The organism is Nostoc sp. CCY0012, from assembly GCF_963920855.1.
Taxonomy (GTDB): Bacteria; Cyanobacteriota; Cyanobacteriia; order Cyanobacteriales; family Nostocaceae; genus Cyanocohniella.
Genome location: NZ_CAWUDM010000004.1, coordinates 59,572 through 79,909, shown reverse-complemented (window position 1 = coordinate 79,909; position 20,338 = coordinate 59,572). Strand labels below are relative to the sequence as shown.

At 38.5% G+C, this 20,338-nt stretch carries 9 protein-coding genes and 1 riboswitch; of the genes, 3 read left to right on the top strand and 6 right to left on the bottom strand.

What is annotated here, in order from left to right:
• Positions 1 to 137 precede the first annotated feature (137 nt).
• From ACM0OS_RS01870 to ACM0OS_RS01845, 6 genes are all read right to left on the bottom strand, one after another.
• Positions 138 to 7,484, bottom strand: a complete 7,347-nt coding sequence (locus ACM0OS_RS01870; RefSeq protein ID WP_414541455.1) for an amino acid adenylation domain-containing protein — start codon at positions 7,482 to 7,484, stop codon at positions 138 to 140.
• Positions 7,481 to 7,774, bottom strand: a complete 294-nt coding sequence (locus ACM0OS_RS01865) for an acyl carrier protein (protein ID WP_414541454.1) — start codon at positions 7,772 to 7,774, stop codon at positions 7,481 to 7,483. Before ACM0OS_RS01865 ends, ACM0OS_RS01870 begins: the two co-directional genes overlap by 4 nt.
• Positions 7,775 to 7,844: 70 nt before the next feature.
• On the bottom strand, positions 7,845 to 8,402 hold the full coding sequence (locus ACM0OS_RS01860) for an FcoT family thioesterase (RefSeq protein ID WP_414541453.1): 558 nt from the start codon (positions 8,400 to 8,402) through the stop codon (positions 7,845 to 7,847).
• Positions 8,403 to 8,582: 180 nt separating this feature from the next.
• Entirely contained in the window at positions 8,583 to 9,461 is an 879-nt protein-coding gene (locus ACM0OS_RS01855; protein WP_414541452.1) for a TauD/TfdA dioxygenase family protein, read from the bottom strand.
• 54 nt (positions 9,462 to 9,515) lie between these two features.
• A complete protein-coding gene (locus ACM0OS_RS01850; protein WP_414541451.1) occupies positions 9,516 to 10,772 on the bottom strand; it encodes an MFS transporter in 1,257 nt (418 codons plus the stop codon).
• A gap of 118 nt (positions 10,773 to 10,890) precedes the next feature.
• Positions 10,891 to 12,468 (bottom strand): long-chain-fatty-acid--CoA ligase, encoded by a 1,578-nt coding sequence (locus tag ACM0OS_RS01845; protein WP_414541450.1) that lies wholly within the window; start codon positions 12,466 to 12,468, stop codon positions 10,891 to 10,893.
• Positions 12,469 to 13,445: 977 nt separating this feature from the next.
• Between ACM0OS_RS01845 and ACM0OS_RS01840 the strand changes: the two genes are divergently transcribed.
• The 3 genes from ACM0OS_RS01840 to ACM0OS_RS01830 all read left to right on the top strand — a co-directional run bounded on the left by ACM0OS_RS01840 (position 13,446) and on the right by ACM0OS_RS01830 (position 20,295).
• Positions 13,446 to 15,959, top strand: coding sequence for a TonB-dependent receptor domain-containing protein (locus ACM0OS_RS01840; RefSeq protein WP_414541449.1), 2,514 nt, complete (start codon positions 13,446 to 13,448; stop codon positions 15,957 to 15,959).
• A 74-nt stretch (positions 15,960 to 16,033) separates the two neighbouring features.
• Positions 16,034 to 17,215 (top strand): MFS transporter, encoded by a 1,182-nt coding sequence (locus ACM0OS_RS01835; RefSeq protein ID WP_414541448.1) that lies wholly within the window; start codon positions 16,034 to 16,036, stop codon positions 17,213 to 17,215.
• A 375-nt stretch (positions 17,216 to 17,590) separates the two neighbouring features.
• Positions 17,591 to 17,728, top strand: a riboswitch (cobalamin riboswitch).
• Between the two features lie 542 nt (positions 17,729 to 18,270).
• Entirely contained in the window at positions 18,271 to 20,295 is a 2,025-nt protein-coding gene (locus tag ACM0OS_RS01830; protein ID WP_414541447.1) for a TonB-dependent receptor plug domain-containing protein, read from the top strand.
• The last annotated feature ends 43 nt before the right edge of the window (positions 20,296 to 20,338 follow it).

Sequence of the window (20,338 nt, the reverse complement as noted above, 5' to 3'; positions counted from 1 at the left end):
TTGATTTTTAGCCTTTCTTAGTCTGCTAAAGTACAAATTTCTGCGTACCTCTGCGTTTCAAAATACTATCTTGCCGATTACTTTACTTCACTGCGTTCCGCTCGTAATAACATTTCACGTTAAACTACTTAATACATTCAAATTTGAATTATTTCTTTCTCATCCTCTTGTCCTTTAGATAAAGGCTTTTGCGTAATTTTAGCGATAATTAATTGCTCATCAATGGCTAATGCCAATTGTTGAATATTTGTTGTTTCGATTAATAACTGGCGCATGGAAATATTGACTTGAAGTTGAGTTTGTAAGTGATTCTTCAACTGCACAAGTTTGAGTGAATCTATTCCTAATTCAAAGAAATTATTCTGTATCCCCACAGCTTCGATTTGCAGAAGTTGTTGGATAAATTCAGCAATTATTTTTTCGGTTTCGGTTTGCGGAAGGACTAAGATTGCTGATTTGGCTGTTGCGAGATTGGGGGTTGGTAAAGCTTTTCTATCTATTTTTCCGTTGGGAGTTAGGGGTAAGGTGTCAATGAAAATATATTCAGCAGGTATCATGTATTGCGGAAGTTTCTGCTGTAGATATTCTCGGAATTGGCTAGAATTTGATTTGGCAGTTTGAGGATTTTTAAGTATTGACCATTGCTGAAAATCTGTTGGATCTATCTTTCCGCCAACAAAGCTATAAAGAAGAATTTGATTTGCTTCTAATTGAAATAAGTTTTGAATTGGTGAAAATTCTAAATAACCAAGGGGACAAAGGCCAATTTCTTGAGTCGGTGCGCTGTTCATGAGTAATTGTCCGATGTGTCCTGCTTCTAAAAGACAGAAGTCTCTGGCGAGTTCTCCATACATCGGTGCGATCGCACTTAGTTTCCCAATCAAATATATGGCAAAAGCGGATTGTTGAAAAAGTGGTTGATTCTCCAGGTAACCGCTGCTGTCTATTTCGTTGGTGCTGTGGAGTAAAATTAAATTGTGGTTGCTGGGATGATAATAATATATTCCTCCTAAAAGGGTTTCGATAAAGTTGGGTTTGATGAATAAGTAAGTTTGTACGGGATAAAGACTTCCAGCAGAAGGATAGCGATATTTAGGGAGGGGATAATCACCAAATTGCTTTTGCTGGAGACAGTTGAGAAATTTGCTAAATTGTTCTAAGGATATCTGTTGCGGTAGAAATTGTCTGTAACTTTGGCGTTGGAGATAAGCTGTTGGCTCAAGTTCAGATTTGGGTAAATGAATAGTAATTGGCGATGATTCTGATTTGCGGATTCCTGGTTGTTGGAGTTTAAATTTGATGCGTTCTCCAACATCGCTTAATACTCCTGGTTGTTGAGTTGCTTGGTAAGCTTCTCCTAGATTGGGAGTTGGTGTATCGCTCACAAGATAAGCAACTAATTGTTGTGTTTGTTCTATTGTGGTGACTACTGCTTGTTTAACGGTGGGATGCTGTTTTAATATGGCTTCAATTTCACCGAGTTCAATTCTATAACCATTGATTTTGACTTGAAAATCTTCTCTTCCTAAAAATTCTATATTCCCGTCGGGTAAATAGCGTCCCAAGTCGCCTGTTTTATACAATTTTTCTTTGGTAACTGGATGAGTAATAAAGCTGGCGTTTGTCTTTTCTGCGTCTTTCCAGTAACCTTTTGCTAAACCGATACCGCCAATATATAGTTGTCCCGTCACCCAAACAGGAGTTTGCTGCAAATTGTGATTGAATACATATACTTGTTGATTATCGAGTGGTTTGCCGTAGGGAATACTTTTCCAGTTAGGATCTACTTGGGTAATTGGATAGTAAATTGACCAAATGGAGGCTTCTGTTGCTCCTCCCAAACTCACAACTTGGATATTTGACCACAATTTTTGGATTTGATTTGGTAAATTTAGAGGTAGCCAATCTCCACTCAACAAAGCTAAACGCAGAGATGAAGGTTGTTGTGGTTGGTTGGTAAGATATTCTACCAACATTTGCATCAAAGCTGGAACTGAGTTCCACAGGGTAATTTGCTGAGATACTATTAACTCTAACCAGTGTGCGGGATCTTTGGTTTTATCTGCTGAGGGAATAACTATCGTTCCTCCCGCCGTTAACATACCGAAGATGTCGTAAACTGAGAGGTCGAAGTTTAATGCTGATAAAGCTAAGATGCGATCGCCTGATTTAATTCCAAAGCGTCGATTGATATCTAAAATGGTATTTACCGCACCCCGATGATCGATCATCACGCCTTTGGGTAAACCTGTCGAACCGGAAGTGTAGATGATGTAAGCTAAAGCTGATGGATCTTGAGGGTGTAGGGGTATACTTCTCTGCGAGACGCTCCGCGAACGACTTCCCTCAGTAACCGGGGTGTAGGGGTGTAGGGGTGTGAGAGAATCAATATAAATACGAGTCAGATTTTCTGAGCGTTCTAAAGAATTATCTAACCAAGATTGAGTCAGAACGATTTTTGCTTGGCTTTGTTCGAGTAAGTATGCTTGTCGTTCTGTTGGTAATTCGGAATCGATGGGGAGATAAGCCGCACCAGAGATTAAAATTCCTAGTACAGCAACAATTTGTTCCCAACCTTTTTCCATGACAATAGCGATTGCATTGTTGCTAGTTGCTCCCAATTCTCGCAGTTGAGATGCCAATTGCAGAGCGTGTTGGTACAATTCCTGATAAGTTAGGGTACGCTCTGGGGTGATAACTGCTGGAGAACCAGCTTGGATTTGCACTTGCTTAATAAACAAACTGTGCAAAGTTTCCTCAGAAATGGGTGCGGTGGGATAATTTGCAATTGTAAGTTGTTGTAATTCTCCCTGAATCTTGCTCCAAATAGAATCTGAGGTAATTAGTCGCTGGAGCAAATCGCAGTAAGCAGCAAACATCTCATCCAGCAAACCTGGGGGGAAAAGTTCTTCCACCGCATCCCAGTTAAATATTAAAGTTCCGTTCTGCTCTCTGAGTTGATTATCTAACCAAACTTGCGGGGTTTGACTGATACTGTAAACAAGCTCGCCTAACTGACTTAATATTGATGTATCCTGGCCAAGTGATTCTAAACCTAGTGTACTAGTAAATATCACTGGCATAAATTGGTAACTTTGACGTTGACGGCTAAGTTCTCGCTGTACCTGCAAACCACTGATATAACCGTGATCTAAATCTTGCCACAGTTGTTGCTGTAATTTTTGAGCGTGGTTGCTAAAGCTTTGAGGAATTGAGCGATCGACTTCCAAAAGTGTCAAAGATGTAAAGTCTCCGACAATCTCATTCACTTGGGGATGTAAAGGTAAACGCTTAAACAGGGTGAGATTAATCGTAAATTTAGGATTTTTGCTCCATTGACTGAGGACTTCTGCAAAAGCAGCTAATAAAACTCCCGAAGGAGTTAAGTTAAATTGTTGAGCGCGGTTTTGTAATTTGCGCCATTGTTCTGGAGACAGTTGAGAACTGCGACGTTGAAACCGAGGATTGGCGATCGCATTGGGATTTTTCGCTAGGGGTAATTCTGGTGCTGGTGGTAAGGTATCTAGTCGGTTAAACCAATATTCTTGAGAACGTTGATATTGGGGTGTATTTTTTAAAGTTGATTCCCCAAGCACATAATCGCGGAAGGAAAGTTCTAAGGGTGGTAATACAAACTCAGAATTATTATATAAATGTAACCACTCCCGCATCAGCATAAACACACTCCAAGCATCAGCAATCAAAGCATCAAAACTCAGGTGGAGTCTGGTACGCTGTTCATCTATAGGTGTAGCTCGAATTCTAAATAGAGGCCATTGATCCGCAGGTAAGACTTCATGGGACATCTGCTCGCGCATCACCTCTAAATCTTGCAAATCCAAAACTTCGATTTCATAAGCCGGTACTGTTGAGAGAATTTGCTGTTGACCATCTGGTAAAATAACAGCACGCAGCATATCGTGACGCAAAATGAGTTTTTGCCAAGCTTGATTTAATCTTGTTAAATTTAAGTGATCGCAATCTAATTCTAAATAACCATGAGCAGCAATATTCCCCAATTCAAAAGCTTCATTGCGTCCTAACCAATAAGCTTGTTGAATGTCTGTGAGGGGAAAAGGTTGATATAGCTGTTGTGGATTTGGGACAATTGTTGGTAAATCAACGAAAGATTCTGTCTTTGTGAAAGATGTCAGTGCTTCACTCAATCCAGCAACAGTGGGAGATGCTAACAAAGAGCGTAACGGTAACTCAATATTTAAGGTTTGTTGTAATCGCGCCATAACTTGAGTCGCAAGTAGGGAATGTCCCCCCAATTCAAAAAAGTTATCGTGAATCCCTACTTGTGTGAGTCCCAAAACAGCAGCGATAATATTAGCGATCGCTTCTTCCGTTGCTGTGCGCGGTGGAACAAAATCTATTTCTCGATTCTGTTCTATATCTGGAATTGGTAAAGCACGCCGATCTACTTTCCCGTTGGGTGTTAAAGGTAAAGTTTCCAGAATGGCGATCGCACTGGGAATCATATAATCAGGTAACTTCTGTTTGAGAAAGTTACGCAATTCACTAGTTGTTAATGACTGTTGTCCAGAAACAATATATGCAACTATAGATTTATTGTCGGTTTGCAGTTCTCGAAGCATCACCACTGCTGCTTGTACTTGCGGATGACTACTCAAAACAGCTTCAATTTCCCCTAGTTCAATTCGGAAACCCCGAATCTTCACTTGATCGTCAATTCGACCGAGTAATTCAATATTACCGTCAGGAAGATAACGCGCTAAATCTCCCGTTTTGTACAAAATAAAGTTGTGGGGAGAATAGGGGATAAATTTCTCTTTAGTTAAATCAGGACGATTTAAATAACCTTGAGCTAAACCAGCACCACCAATATATAATTCACCCGCAACCCCAATGGGAACTAATTGCAGATATCGATCTAAAATATAAACTTGCGTGTTCGCAAATGGACGACCAATAGGAACTAACCCACTTCCTAATTTCCCCATCCCCAATTCAAAATAAGTGCTATCAATACACGCTTCCGTTACCCCATAGGAATTAATCAAACGTGTCTGTTTGCCACAAAAACGCTGAAATTCTTGATATTCTTGCACATATAAACTATCTGAACCGACTACCAACAATTTCATAAAGTGGAGATTTTGCTGAGTTCTTTGTAAATACTCAACCAAGTTTCTCAACACAGCTGGAACAAACTCCGCGCTATCAATTTTCTCCACAAGCATCAGTTTATACATCTTGTCTGGTTCTAACAGCCACTCACGCGGACATAAAACCAACTTAGCACCACTACAAAGAGCGCGAATTACATCCCCTGAAAACACATCAAAAGCAAAACTCGCCATTTGTAAATGACTAGTCAAAAACTGGAGTTGATAAGCTTTTTCCCAAGCATAAAACGCATTTACTAAACTACAATGAGCGATCGCCACTCCCTTAGATTTACCTGTAGAACCTGATGTGTAAATCACGTAGGCTAAATCTTGAGATGTAGTATTAATTACTAAATTCTCTTCACTTTCCTGGAAAATATCTTCCCAATCTCGATCTAAACAAACTACAGCTAATTCCTCAATTGCTAAACTAGCTACTAATCTTTGTTGTGTCAGCAATATCGATACTTGAGAATCACGCAGCATGAAGCTCAAACGTTCTTCGGGATACGCAGGATCTAAAGGTAGATAAGCTCCACCTGCTTTCAGAACTGCCAATAATGCAATAATCATTTCTAGGGAACGTTCCACACAAATTCCCACAAGCTGATTTTTACCTATTCCCAAAGAACGCAGGTAGTGTGCGAGTTGATTGGCTTTGCTGTTTAATTGTTGATAAGTTAGTTGCTGTTCTCCAAATACCACCGCAATAGCGTTTGGTTGCTGCTTCACACAGTTCTCAAACAACTGATGAATGACTTGATTTTGGGGATAATCAACTTGGTTGTTGTTCCACTTCCACAACAAATGATTTTCTTCAGCTTCCGTTAGCAGAGATAAGGAAGCAATTTGCTGTTGTGGATTAGCAATAATCCCTGCGAGTAAAGTTTGAAAATGATTCGCTATCCTGCTAATTGTCGTGGCATCAAATAAATCGCTGTTGTATCGTAAAATACCAATTAATGATTCAGCCGTCTCCATCATATCGAAGACTAAATCATTCTGTCCTTCCTGCTGGGGAATCACAAAAGGTTCGAGAGTTAACCCACCCCAATTTTCTCTGGTTTTAGTTTTATCAGATACAGACAATTCATAATCTTGAGCAATTTCACTGAGCTTTAACAAATTAAAGGAAACGCGAAACAAACCAGGAAGACTTGGATCGCGGTTAAGTTGCGATCGCTCAATTAGTAAAGTAGAGGGATAATCCTGATGAGCGATCGCATCCAATACAGTTTGGCGGACTTGAGTTAAAAGCTGAGAAAATGTCGGATTACCAGCCAGATTTACCCGCAAAGCCAGCATATTCACGAAAAAGCCGACAGTTTCCGCAAATTCCGGCTGACTTCTCCCCTCAATAGGCGCACCCACAATGATATCTTCCTGACCTGACAAGCGGTAAAGTAACACTTGAAAGGCGGTTAACAAAGTCATGTAAAGGGTTGCTCCTTGAGCTTTCGCCATTTCTCGTAGCTGAGAAGTCAACTCTTGATTTAACTCAAAAGTATGGGAAGCTCCCCGATAGCTTTGAATTGGTGGTCGTGGTCGATCTGTTGGTAATTTTAAGATGGGTAACTCACCCGCTAATTTTTCGCGCCAGTAATTCCATAATTCATCGCCCACAGAACTTGCTAAAATATTCCTCTGCCACTGTACAAAGTCTTGATATTGGTACTTAATAGCAGGTAAAGATATAACTCGACCTGTATTTTCCGCTTCGTAGAGCGATCGCAACTCATCAAGAATAATTCCCAAGGAAAAACCATCAATAACAATGTGATGTATTGTTAGTAATATTACATAATTATCTTTAGAACAAGTAAATAAATTTACCCGTAATAAATTACCTTTTTCTAAATCAAAGGGACGCTGATATGCTGCTATAACTTGGCTTATCAACTCATCTTCATTCTTAGCTGAAGCGTCAATATTTTCAAAATCGACTTTTTGGTATTCATGAACCTGTTGAACAGGTTCGCCATCCTTTTGTGCAAATGTTGTGCGGAGAGTTGGATGACGATTTATTAACTTCTGAAATGCTTGTTGTAAAGCCGAAATATTTAAATAAGAGCGGATGCGAGCTGTAAAAGCAACATTATAAGCTGCACTTGTGGGTGCAAGTTTATACAAAAACCATAAACCTTGCTGACCATGAGTCAGAGGGTAGGATTTAGAAGTATGAAAACCTTGGCGCAGCAAATCAATAATTTCTGTTTTATGCTGCTTAATTTGATTTAAAACTGTGGAAGTTAATACTTCTTTGCGACCACGATAACGCAGTTTAGTATCTTCCATCCACAATTCTATATTCTGTTGCGACAGTTGTGTGAGGAACTCAACTAAATTCATAATTCTCCTTCCAACCACTCATCATCATTTTCTATTTTTGAGTCAGCATTTACACTCAATTCATCGACTAATATTGCTAAACTTACAACATTAGTATCCTCTAAAAACTTGACTGCTGGAACATCTACTTCCAACTCTTTTCTAAACTTATTTCTAAGTTTCACAGCAATTAATGAATCAAGCCCCAAATAATTTAAAGACATTTCCACATCTAACTCAGATGTTTCTATCCCAATTACTTTAGCTATTTCTTCTTGAATATAAGTTGTAAAAAATGCAATTTTAGACATATTACTTCAGCAAATAAACTCTCTCTTTGCCTCATCTTCTCTGCGCCTGGTGCGCCTCGGCGTGAAAAATCTATCCCGGAGAATTTACAATCACCAACTTCACACTACCACTGCAATTACCACCTTTATCATCCCAATAACGACAGTTAGTAAATATATACATCATCCCAGACCTAATACGAATATTAGTAAACTCAATTTCACCACAAAAATGAGAAGACTTCATAGCACGGCGAAAAGAACTTTCAAAATTCACAATATAAATATCTGGTAATTGTTTATTCCAATAATCTGCCATAGTCCAGGACTGAAATGATGCCATCAGTCTTTCTTTCACGGATTTAGCTATGATATAATACATCATTTGGTTATAGCAAATATTAAACTCGACTGAATTAAAATGACCAGTGTCATCGATATAGCATGATTCTGGAATCGAAAATTCACATCGTCCGATTACGCGTCCTCCATGCTGAGGATCGCCGTCTTTAATTATTTCAGCAGATTTAAGATACTGACAATGAGCTTTATAAGGTTTGAGGACTTGTGTTAGTAAGATATCATCATTATTGAAGTGGATATGATTTTCTTTGACGCTTTGTTGACTTGAATCCTGAAATTTTAACATGATATTTTATCCTGATTAAATGACTGTTTTGGTTGGTGTTGCTGGTTGAGAATATGGATTTAACTCACGCAGAGACGCAGAGTCGCAGAGAGTAAGAGTTGAGAAGAGTGAAGTTTTAAATCTCAAATTCAGCAACGCCTTTTGGTGAGATGTTTTAAACGCAGTGAGAATACAATTGCTCTATATTTGATAAAATGGATAGCTATCGTGCAAGGTCAATCGGAATGTAATTGCTGGTTCTGAATTTGCCGCATAGTGAGCGCAATGTACTAGAGAGCGATTATCCCAAATCCGCACATCCCCTAATTCAAATTCATGGTGTTCGATTAATGGATATTTAAAACTTTTGTCTAACTGACCGGAATGAGTCAACAACCTTTGGAGAATATTTATATCTTGCGATTTTCCCTCTAAATCATCTATGCGATAAGTAAACCCCTCGGTAACGTAGAGGATAGTTTCTCCTGTAACGGGATGAATAAAGGTCGTTGGATGCTTTGCGGGAGGTGTGACTCGTTCAATCTCGTCCAATATTTCCGAAATCGGACGATAAACATCTTCAGGACGAATTTTAAAAAAACGTCTTACACTGTGATAACAACTCGACTCATTGGCGATCGCTTTCAGGTCATCTGGTAAACTTTGATATACTTTCGACATATTAATAAAGTAAGTCCCACGCTCCTTACTAGGAAGGATCTGAGGATATACCATTGAAAATGCAAATGGCCTCGGCATAAATGCATAATCAGCGTGCCAAAATTTCCCAGTCTTGGGAACTCCCACTTGCTGACCATTGTCAGAAACATTGGAGGAAACAAAAATCTCTTCCCTTTCTGGATGGTGATACATTGGCTGATAGTATTTTTCTACCTCCCCAAGACGATACCCAAAATCGCAATACTCATCAGGTGATAAATCTTGCTCCTTGAGTACCACAATTTTGTATTCATATATCAGTTGCTTAAGATCCTCAATATCTCCATCTGAAGCAGTTTTGTAATTAAAGTCATAAACAACAACTCCCATTCGCTGATTGTCTTGATATTGAACTTTCATAGTTTTCTCACTCGCTTCACGGGAAAATTAATAAATCAAACTGGATTTATATAGTTAACTAATCTTACGTACTGATGAATTTGCTGCCAAACAAAGACTTGTAAGTAGCATGATACTACCTGCAACAGTAAACATAATTGTCAGATTTAAATTAACTAAAAAACCAGCTAAAGCAAAGGAAACAGGAGCAACACCAAAAGCAGAAAACATTCCCAAACTCATAACTCTTCCTAACATTTCAGGTTGGGTTTGTTTCTGAATCCAAGTAATTCCTACCACAGTAAAAATACAACTGCAAAATCCCAGCACTGCAATTGTGATACTAGCTAGTGCTATATTGCCAATAAAGCCAAGTAAAAACAAACCAAAGCCTTGAACACTCGCAATAGTCAGCAGTAAAACTCCGATGTTGGGAAGATTTTTGACAAATTGAGGTGTGAGTGTCCCAATTAACCCACCACCACCCCAAGCTGATTGCAATATTCCTAAAGCTACTGCACCACCTGGGAAGCGACTATGAGCTAGTGAAGTCATCCCAACTTGTAATGGCCCAATAAATAGAAAATTTAGGATTACCATTACCAGCAAAAAGATTCTTAGAGGTTGATTGCGCCATGCGTAGTAAAATCCCTCACGCATACCAGCAATCAAATTCATAGTTTTTTTAGTTGAAGCAGAATTTTGATTTAATTCTCCATTCAATACTGTTACTTTTGCTGTGGTTTCCTTCATCAGCAAAAGCGTGATAGTTGTAATAACAAAAGTGATTCCATCAATGACAAATGCTACTTCAATCCCCGCAGTTGCAATCAGCAAACCACCCAAAGCCGGCCCAATCAGCAAAATCAGTTGAGAAGTTCCTTGGCTTAATGTATTACTTGCTATTAACTGTTCTTTTGATACCAGACTGGGAATAATTGATTTAGATGCAGGTATAAACAAGCCATCAAATATGCCGAAGCTAGCAGCAAAAAAGTAAATATGCCATAGTTGAGTCATTTTAAGCGCAACGATGGTTGCAAATAAAACGACTAGTAACCCACGTAAAGCATTGGAAACTAACATAACTAATCGTGGTGAAAAGCGATCGCTCACCACACCACCAAATAGCATCAAAACAGCACGGGGAATTGCTGCACTCATTAACACTGTACCTAACGCGATCCCAGAGTTAGTTAACTGTATTGTTAACCAAGGCAATGCAACGATATAAAATTGATCGCCTAGAAGCGAAACAGTCTCACCAATGTACAAAAGTAAGAAGTTGCGTACAGTTAGCGGTTTCCAAAGAGGAACTTGAGAATTGGTCATTAGAACGATTTAAAAAAAACAAACTATGTGAAGTAATGTAAAATTATTGGAATCTAGTTCGTAGTAAGGACTTTAGTCCTCTCTGCGAGACGCTGCGCGAACAATACAAACCAAACCTTTAATTCACACGACGTTCATAGCCTTGCCAATATTTCTCCCGAATCTTGGCCTTTTGCAATTTACCACTAGGCGTTCTTGGCAGAGATTCAGTAAATTCAATACTTCTCGGTAACTTAAAATCAGCAATTTTACCCCGGACAAAATTAATAATATCTAGTGCGGTTGCTTTCATTCCTGTTTTTAAAACCACAATCGCTTTGATTGCTTCTCCAAAATCTTCATCTGGAACACCGATGACTGCTACCTCTCTGATTGCTGGATGTTCGTACAAAATATTCTCAATTTCTGCTGGATAGACATTTTCACCACCATAAAGAATCATGTCTTTAAAGCGATCGCAAATGTAAATGTGACCTTCTTCGTCAAAGTAACCAGCATCACCAGTATGAATCCAGCCATCTACTAAGGTTTTTGCTGTAGCTTCAGGTAATTTCCAATAACCAATCATATTTGCAGGAGATTTGATACAAACTTCACCCACTTCAAAACAAGATAGTTCTTTACCTTCACTGTTGATGATGGCTATCGATACACCAGGAAAGGGTTTACCCGCAGCTTTGAGGATGTTTTTATTTGTAGATGTATGAGCTTGTGCAGGTAAAGAGACAGCACAATTGCCAGTTTCCGTCATTCCATATATCTGCACAAAATTACAACCAAATGTGGCGATCGCACTTTTGAGTGATGATTCAGCTATGGGAGAACCGCCATAAATAATGTATTCTAGTGATGAAAAATCTGTTTTTTGGCATAATGGTTCGTTCAACAGAACTTGAATCATTGCTGGAACCATAAATGTCTTAGTAATGCGGTACTTTTCAATTGCTTGGAGAACCTCATCACCGATAAAATTTTCTAAGACAATATTTTCTGCTCCTGATGCTAAACCACGAATAGCCCACCAGAGACTCCCGATATGGAATAAAGATAAGGTAAGCAAACTTTTGTCAGTTTTGTTCCAATTTATCCAGGTTTCACCTCGTTGAGCAAATTCTTTAGCGATCGCAAAAAAACTGTAATGTCCTAGTTGGACACCTTTAGGTCTTCCAGTAGTTCCACTAGTATACATTTGTACGGCTACATCATTGGCTTCAACAGCAACATTTGGTGGATCATCACTATGTTCCTGAGACCAGATATCGTAACTCAGGCAATTGCCGTCAATTTCTTCTAAGGGAATAATGGTTTTAACACCATCAATCTCATTTCTAATCGATTCTATTAACTGATAAAATTCCGCCCCAACAAAAAGAATTTCAACATTAGCATCCCTGATAATATAACTGATTTCAGTAGCAGCTAAACGCCAATTAATCGGTACAAAAACAACTTTTATTTTGCAACAAGCAAATAAAATCTCATACGTCTTAAGTGAATCTTTAGCTAAAAATGCTATTCGCGCACCTGGTTGAATTCCTTGGGTTAATAGTGAATTTGCGACTTGAGTACTTCGCCGATCTAATTGTATATAGGTAAGTGACTTATCCTTGAATATCAATGCCCTAGCGTCTGGAAGTTGACGTGCTTGCACGCGCGGTAAATCTGCCAACGTTGTTATTTCACTGTTATACATCATCGACATTTTTCAGAAAATTGCTCAGGTTTTTTTGTGCAGTCGGAACAAGCTATATGAATCTATTACTAGCAGCCGTATAAAGTAAAGATTTTGCTTTTTTTATTCAGATATTCAACTAAATTCCGTAAATCGACTTAAATAAATTCTGCAATTTCAACTTTTTTGATCCATTATTTTATACACGTTTTTTACTTTTAAAGCTACTCCCGTGTACATAATATCAACTATTTTTTACTAAAAAATACCGAATTTATAACACTAAAAATTTCTAATAATTTCACCGCTTTCATTTCATTTTTAAAATACTAGAACTTAAGCTAATACAGATTTTAGAGTATTGTCAATCTAAAACCTGCCTGTTATGATAAGTATAAAATACTACATATTAGCTTTAGCTATTTGATTTTTTTCTTAAAATTCATTAGAAGTTAAAAAATATACTTTTAATAAGTATCAATTCCAACGCATCTAAAGTATAATAATCCCTTAATAATAAGGGTTTGGGCGGTTTAAAAGTTAGATTGTTTTTTCATCAATATCCTTATCCAGCAAAAGTTTTAGGGATTAAGTGCGTTGTTTATAATCTGTTTTCAAGCTTTAATACGTATAACAAAACTATAGTATTAAATAATACTATTTATTTTTAGCGTATTTATTGATAATTAATCTCATATATTTTTATTTTACTATAGAAGAATTTTGATATTTGACAATAAGTCAAATTAATCTTAAATGCTTGTTTATTAAGAGTTCTGAAGGTATATCAATCAACTGGTTTAGATCATAAGAATAATTAATCAATAGGTAATTTTTAAGCTAGAACGTGATTTAGAAGTTTGACAGCTTGTCATTTGACACATTGACCACAAAGCCAAACAATTTAGTACATAAACGCTTTAGTCTATTTGCTACTAATAGCTTTAAACTTGTCAACTTTTATTGACAATTTGAGATTACTTTTTTGGTGTGAGGATTAAATGAGGAAACTGTATCTATTGGGAAATTTAGGACTAGCTATTATACTTGCCATATTTATCAATCAACAAGCTTTAGCTGCAACAAAAGAAGATCATCAAATTCCCCAACTTTCAGATATTCAGCTTCCTCATACAAGTGTTAAGGAGTGGCTAGCTCAACAAGAGCAGTCTACTATTCTAGTAACAGGGATAAAGTTGAATCAGATAGCTAGTGGGTTGGAAGTTGTTTTAGAAACATCTGCATCTGACAAGCTGCAAGTCACAACTAAAGTAGAAGGTAATAGCTTTATTGCAAATATTCCCAATGCACAACTGCGTTTCGCAAGTGGTAATACCTTCCGTCAAGAAAAGCCAATTGCGGGAATTACGGAAGTATTGGCGGCAAACCAGGATGCAAATAGTATCCAGATTACTGTAGTGGGGACAACACAACCTCCAAAAGTCGAACTATTTGACAGTGATGAAGGTTTAGTTTTAGGGGTGACACCAACAACACCTGAAACTCAACCATCAGCCGATAGCCAAAAACCTAATCAACAAGATATTGAACTGCTCGTAACCGCTCAAAAACGACCGGAAAACGCACAGGATGTACCCATAAGTGTTACGGTAATACCCCGTCAGGAAATAGAAGATGCTCAAATCGATTCTTTGATTGATATTGCCAACCAAACGCCTAACTTTAACTTTCTTCCCACATCTTCCGGCGGTACAGAGTTTAGTAATTACAGTTTGCGGGGTTTGAACAATCAAAATTTCCTTACCGCTCAGGATAGCGTAGCCTTTTACATCGATGATATTCCAGTTGACTATAACGGCTTTTTAGACTTGGCTTTACTCGATCTAGAACAAATAGAAGTGCTAAGAGGCCCCCAAAGTACGCTATACGGCCGAAATAGTTCTGGTGGGGTCGTCAATATCACTTCCAGACAAGCAACGCCAGAGCCAGAAACACGAATTAGTGCAAGTTATGGTAGATATAACAGCCGCGAATTGCAATTCTCTCTCAACGATGCTTTGGTGGACGATAAATTATCACTGAGAATTGCGGGAGCTTACAGAGGACAGGATGGATTTATTAACAACCTCGCCACAGGTAATGAAATAGGTGAAAGATCGCGCCTAGCTGCAAGAGCGCAACTCCTGTGGACACCTACACCGGATTGGACAGTATCTTTTAATAGCTATAACAGCTTTACAGATGACGGTAATCCAACCTACAACAAGTTAAATCCTGCTGACCCATTTGAGGTTAATTTACAAACTGAAGGATACAGTAAGCTCAGTACAAATACTCAAGCTCTCAAAGTTGGTTATAACGGCGAGGGTTTTCGAGCCACATCCATCACCGCACGTCGTTTTACCCGTCAAGAAAACGTTGTTCCAGGAAGCACAGGAGCAATACAAATTATTGATGGTATTGACTCCACATTATTGACGCAAGAATTACGTTTCCAATCTCCAGAAACAGCAGAGCGTTTTCAATGGTTGTTAGGTGGTTACTACGAATCTCGTGACTTTAACGTTGATGATTCTCAAATCGACTTTCCTGGATTTGGAAGATTTCGACGTACTGGAGACGATAATCGGCAAACCTACGCGGTATTTGGACAAGTAGATTATCAGCTTATAGAACCATTAACTGTATTTGCTGGTTTGCGTTACGAATCTAGTGATGCTTCTTCAGATAGTACTTATGAGTCAGTAAACCCTGACGGAACTCTCACCCCACTGCGTCCGGCATTTAACAATGAAAAAGTTAGCAACAGTGAATTGATTCCTCGCTTCGGTTTGAAATATCAATTCAATCCTAGTTTAATGGGATACGCGACTGTTGCCAAAGGTTACAGACCGGGTGGATTGAACTACCGCGCCAATAGTGAAGCAGAACTGCGATTTGGAGAAGAAAAAACCTGGAGTTATGAAGTCGGTTTGAAATCTTCTTGGCTGGATAATCGTTTAATTGCTAACCTATCCATCTTTCAGAACGATGTAAATGACTATCAAGTTTTGCAATTTGATGAGAGTGGGTTTTTTGGCAGAGTTAACAATGTTGATCTCAAAGCCACTGGAGTAGAATTTGAACTGAAAGCAAAACCAGCTACAGGATTCGATTTAACTGCATCAGTTGGTTATGTAGATAGTATATATAAAAACTACTTTAATTCCGATACAGGTGTAGACCTAAGCAATAATCAAGTTCCCCTAGCACCACAATTTACCTACAATTTAGCGGCTCAATATCGCACTCAGTCCGGCTTATTTGCTCGTGCAGAATTGCGTGGTTATGGTATTACTTATTTCGATGATGAGAACCAAATCAAGCAAGAACCGTATGCCTTAGTAAATGCTCGCATCGGTTACGAGGCTGAGAAATATGGCATTTACCTGTATGCAAATAACTTGTTTGATACTCGCTATATCACCTCTGGATTTTTATTCCCAGTACCGGATGGAACCGCAGGATTTGGCGATCCCGTGACCTATGGCGTGCAAATTAAAGCTAATTTCTAATTTAATTGTTGTAGCGATGGGAAAGATTATTTTTCCTGTCGCTATTTTTGATTTGTTATCCTCTGCATATTGCTATGCTTGCTAAATTAATCCTGCTCGCCGCACTTTATACTACTCAATTCATTCCGACAACCTTTTTTATCCAAACCGTACCTATTTTTATGCGACAACAAAATATGTCGCTGGATGCTATCGGGTTGTTAAGTTTTCTCATTCTTCCTTCAGCGTTAAAATTTTTGTGGTCGCCTTTTATTGACCGCTACAGTTTACCAAAGTTAGGACATTATCGCGGTTGGATTATCTGTTTTCAACTTTTGTTAGCACTTGTAACATTTGGATGTGCATTTATTGATATTCAAGAGAATTTCAATATCTTAGTTTTTTGTATGTTTCTCGCTTTTTTATTCTCCTCCAGCCAAGACATTGCAACTGATGCGTTAGCAGTAAATTTACTCGAACCGCGAGAAAGAGGATTAGGAAATGCTATTCAAGCTGGGGGAAATGTTTTTGGCGCTATTATTGGTGGGGGCGGAGTGCTGATTCTACTAGATAGAATCGGCTGGCGGTATAGCTTGATAATTATGTCAGTTGTAATTTTATTGAATTTAATTCCAGTAATATTGTATAAAGAACAAGTTAGTAATAAATCTCAGAAATCAAACTTTTTTAAATCTTATTTTCAACCTTTTATCAACTTTCTCTCGCGTCCCAAAGCATTACCGTGGCTTTTTATAGTCTTGCTATATATGGCTGGCGAAATGATGTCAGGTACAATGCTCCGTCCACTTTTTGTTGATAGAGGTTTGTCGCTTTCAGATATTGGCTTAATGTTGGGTATTGTCAGTTACAGTGTCCGTATTATTAGTGCTTTCATTGCAGGAGTTTTGATTACCAACTTGGGAAGATTACGTTCTCTAACTCTATTTGGTTTTGCTGCCAGCATGATGACGCTGTTGTATATCATACCTGCAATTGGTATCAGTGGTTTACCTGTCCTGTATGCTGTTAGTATCACAGTCAATGCAGCCCAAAGCATGGCATATACTGCATTACTAAGTGCCATGATGGATAAATGCGAACCAGATACAGCAGCTACTGATTATACACTTCAAGTATCAGTAGTATACCTGGGCGGAATTGCTGCTTCAGTTCTGAGTGGTGCGATCGCCAGTGCTACGGGATATACGTTTATGTTTATCATTAGTGCAGCCTTGAGTTTAGTGAGCGTATTACTAATAACCAACTTGCGGGCATAGAAGCAACACATTCACCAGGTATACAGCCATCTCGCTACATCGGATTGATTAAAAACCCTGACCAAAGGTTTATGTAGATCAAACCCTAAAACTTCTATCAATTATTAGTAACTGTGCATTTAGCGGGACTTAAACATTTTTGAGGGAAAAACAAGCCTCAAACTCATGCAGGGTAAGAGAAATACACCGAATGCTCAAAAATAGCCCAAACCTCAGATATATTAAGAAACTAAGCCAAATGATATTAAAGTCCTTCTGTATATGGATTTGAGGTTCTTTTTTAGTTGTTTTTGTCTCAGATATATTAAAAAATGGTAGCTATTGCAACTAGTCCGTTTAAGTATGATTAAATTCATAATCATGCTATTATCAGGCCAATATCAACTCGGTTCTGGTGGGTGTCAGCCATCAGACGCAAGGGGGAAAGTCCGGTGTAAATCCGGCGCTGTCCCGCAGCTGTAATGAAGTTCCGGCTTCAAAGTCAGAATGCCCGCCGCAAGTAACAAAAAAACTTACATCCATCTGCGAGGTACAGGTGAATACAACTATGAATATTGACACAAAGAAATATAACTACTGTCTCGTAGTGTTGGAGATTTACGACACGCTACAAGTTTTTATGAGATTGTAGATATCTGTCTACTCATCAGCTTTTAGACATTTAACTTGCATATCACACAGATAAAGTTGTCATGGCAAATTAAAGTTCTATTAGCCTACCAGTTTTGCCATAGAACTAAAGACTCACATTGCATCTAGTAATCTTCATTACTTAAGCGTTAGCTTTACCGCAGGCTATGACAATATCTGCGCTTCAGACTTCATACCTTTTAAGCATTGAAAATCAATGAACAACAAACAGCATAATATATTGGTCTGCACGACCTGTGCCAGTTCATGGCAAGAGGTAACGTAAATTACCGAATTATGTGATAATCATAATCATTATCAAAGTGTTGTCCAACAGCATTCCTTCTGGCCTAGAGTTTTTTGCTAAAAAGCTCAAATTTTTGCTGGCGACCAAGTTTTAGTTATACAGGTGGCTTAAATTACCGATGCGTACTCAATTTATTACCAGACAAGGAATTTTACTAATCATTTTGAGTTTGACTGTGGGGATGTTATGGGAATATCAAGCCATCGCCTCAGAAGTTGATATTGAACTCACAGTCATTGACAAGTTACTGAATGAACCTGTATTTTCACCTTTTCGTCGTGAAGGAACAGTACAAGATTCCACCCGTCCGGTTTACGTCATTACCGGCGAAGAAATGGAAGCGCAAGGCGCAAGAACTGTCAGAGAAGCATTGCGGTTTTTACCGGGAATATTGGGTGATGGGACAGTGGGGACGGAAGTAAACGCCTTAAGCGGTCAATTTATCCGGGGTTCTAATACGAGTCAGGTCTTAATCTTACTGGATGGTAGACCTATAAATAACCTTGGTGGTGGTGGTTTCGACCTTTCCGAATTTACTACTAACAATATTGAAAGAGTAGAAGTATTACCTGGAGGCGGTTCAACTCTTTATGGTTCCGATGCCATAGGAGGGGTAATTAACATTGTCACTCGTCGTCCCACCGAGACAATTACCACAGATACCAGAGTCAACCTTGGTTCGTATGGACTCAACCAACAAAGTATTCAAAATAGTGGCACAACAGGCGATTTTTCCTGGGTGGTAGGTTACAACCGCACTCAAGCGCAAAATAATTATCCGTTTACAATCCCTGAAGCTAATTTTGAGGGTGTGAGAAGTAATAATGATGCTCTCTACAATAACTTTAATGTCAAACTAGAAGCGAATTTAGGCACACGTAACACTTTAACTTTATCAAACCTCTATTTAAGTAAAGTGCAAGGAGTACCAGGCGGAGTATCCATTCCTGAACCGGAATTTGGTCAGGGATTTTTTAATAATCTTACGGAAAATAATCGTAAATACACAGACCAATTCCTCACAGATTTAACTTGGAATTCCCAACTCGGAGAGGGGAATGATTCTTTATTAACGGCTAGAGTTTACGCTGATTTTCTCAATACTCGTTCTGATAATCGTAGTGGCGCACTAGCATCACAAAATAGATTTGATACCAGACAAAGGTCTTATGGACTGCAAGCTACACATAGTTGGAATATTACTAACAATCAAACTTTAGTCTATGGGTTTGATTATCGGACTGTGAATGTACAAAATACGACTTTTAATTTTGGGACCAATCTTACGAGAGAAAATTATGATAATGGCATCAATCAAGGAGCAATTTTTGCCAGATATGACACTGATTTATCACCTAATTTCAATATGAATTTTGGCATCAGGCAAGATTTTAGTAGTTTGGTGAATGGTTCTTTTACATCACCCTCGGTAGGTGCCAAGTTAGCAGTTGCAGATTCAACGACACTACGAGCTAACTATATCAGAAATTTCCGCGCCCCGACGATTGCAAATTTATTTAACAATAATCCGACAAATATTGGTAATCCTGAACTAAGACCAGAAAGAGGTGATAGTTTTGATGTGGGTATTGACCAAAGGTTAGGTAATTTTGGTTTATTACGTTTGACTTATTTTAATAACAGAGTATCTGACACTATTGCTTTTACAAGGTTGATTCCGCCTGTGAATGGGAATACAGGTACATTTGAAAATATTGGGTTGGTCAGAACTACGGGACTGGAAGCTTCTTTAAATTTACAATTGGCGAGGAATTTCTATGGTTTTGTTAATTATACGTTGAATGATCCACGGATTTTAGAAAGTGGAAATCCCGAAGAAGTAGGTCAAGAATTAAGGTTTGCGGGTGCGAATAAGTTAAATTTGGGTGTTTCTTATGAAAATCCTATGGGTTTATATTTGGGGGTGTTGATGAATTCGTTGAGTGGATATCCTACTAATAATATCAATACGGAGTTTTTGTCTGGTTATACTACTTTTGATTTGAAAATGCGTATACCTCTTACGGATGGTTTGGTAGTGACTGGTGGTGTAGATAATATATTTAATCAGCGTTATCAGTTGTTTCCGGGGTTTCCTGATGGGGGGAGGGGTTTTCAGGTGGGGTTGAGTTCTCGGTTTTAAGTTTCACGCAAAGACGCAAAGGTGCAAAGGTAGAAAGGAGTTT

Coding starts and splice junctions, on each gene's coding strand:
- ACM0OS_RS01870 (WP_414541455.1), bottom strand. CDS start 7,484: ATGAATTTAGTTGAGTTCCTCACACAACTGTCGCAACAGAATATAGAA.
- ACM0OS_RS01865 (WP_414541454.1), bottom strand. CDS start 7,774: ATGTCTAAAATTGCATTTTTTACAACTTATATTCAAGAAGAAATAGCT.
- ACM0OS_RS01860 (WP_414541453.1), bottom strand. CDS start 8,402: ATGTTAAAATTTCAGGATTCAAGTCAACAAAGCGTCAAAGAAAATCAT.
- ACM0OS_RS01855 (WP_414541452.1), bottom strand. CDS start 9,461: ATGAAAGTTCAATATCAAGACAATCAGCGAATGGGAGTTGTTGTTTAT.
- ACM0OS_RS01850 (WP_414541451.1), bottom strand. CDS start 10,772: ATGACCAATTCTCAAGTTCCTCTTTGGAAACCGCTAACTGTACGCAAC.
- ACM0OS_RS01845 (WP_414541450.1), bottom strand. CDS start 12,468: ATGATGTATAACAGTGAAATAACAACGTTGGCAGATTTACCGCGCGTG.
- ACM0OS_RS01840 (WP_414541449.1), top strand. CDS start 13,446: ATGAGGAAACTGTATCTATTGGGAAATTTAGGACTAGCTATTATACTT.
- ACM0OS_RS01835 (WP_414541448.1), top strand. CDS start 16,034: ATGCTTGCTAAATTAATCCTGCTCGCCGCACTTTATACTACTCAATTC.
- ACM0OS_RS01830 (WP_414541447.1), top strand. CDS start 18,271: ATGCGTACTCAATTTATTACCAGACAAGGAATTTTACTAATCATTTTG.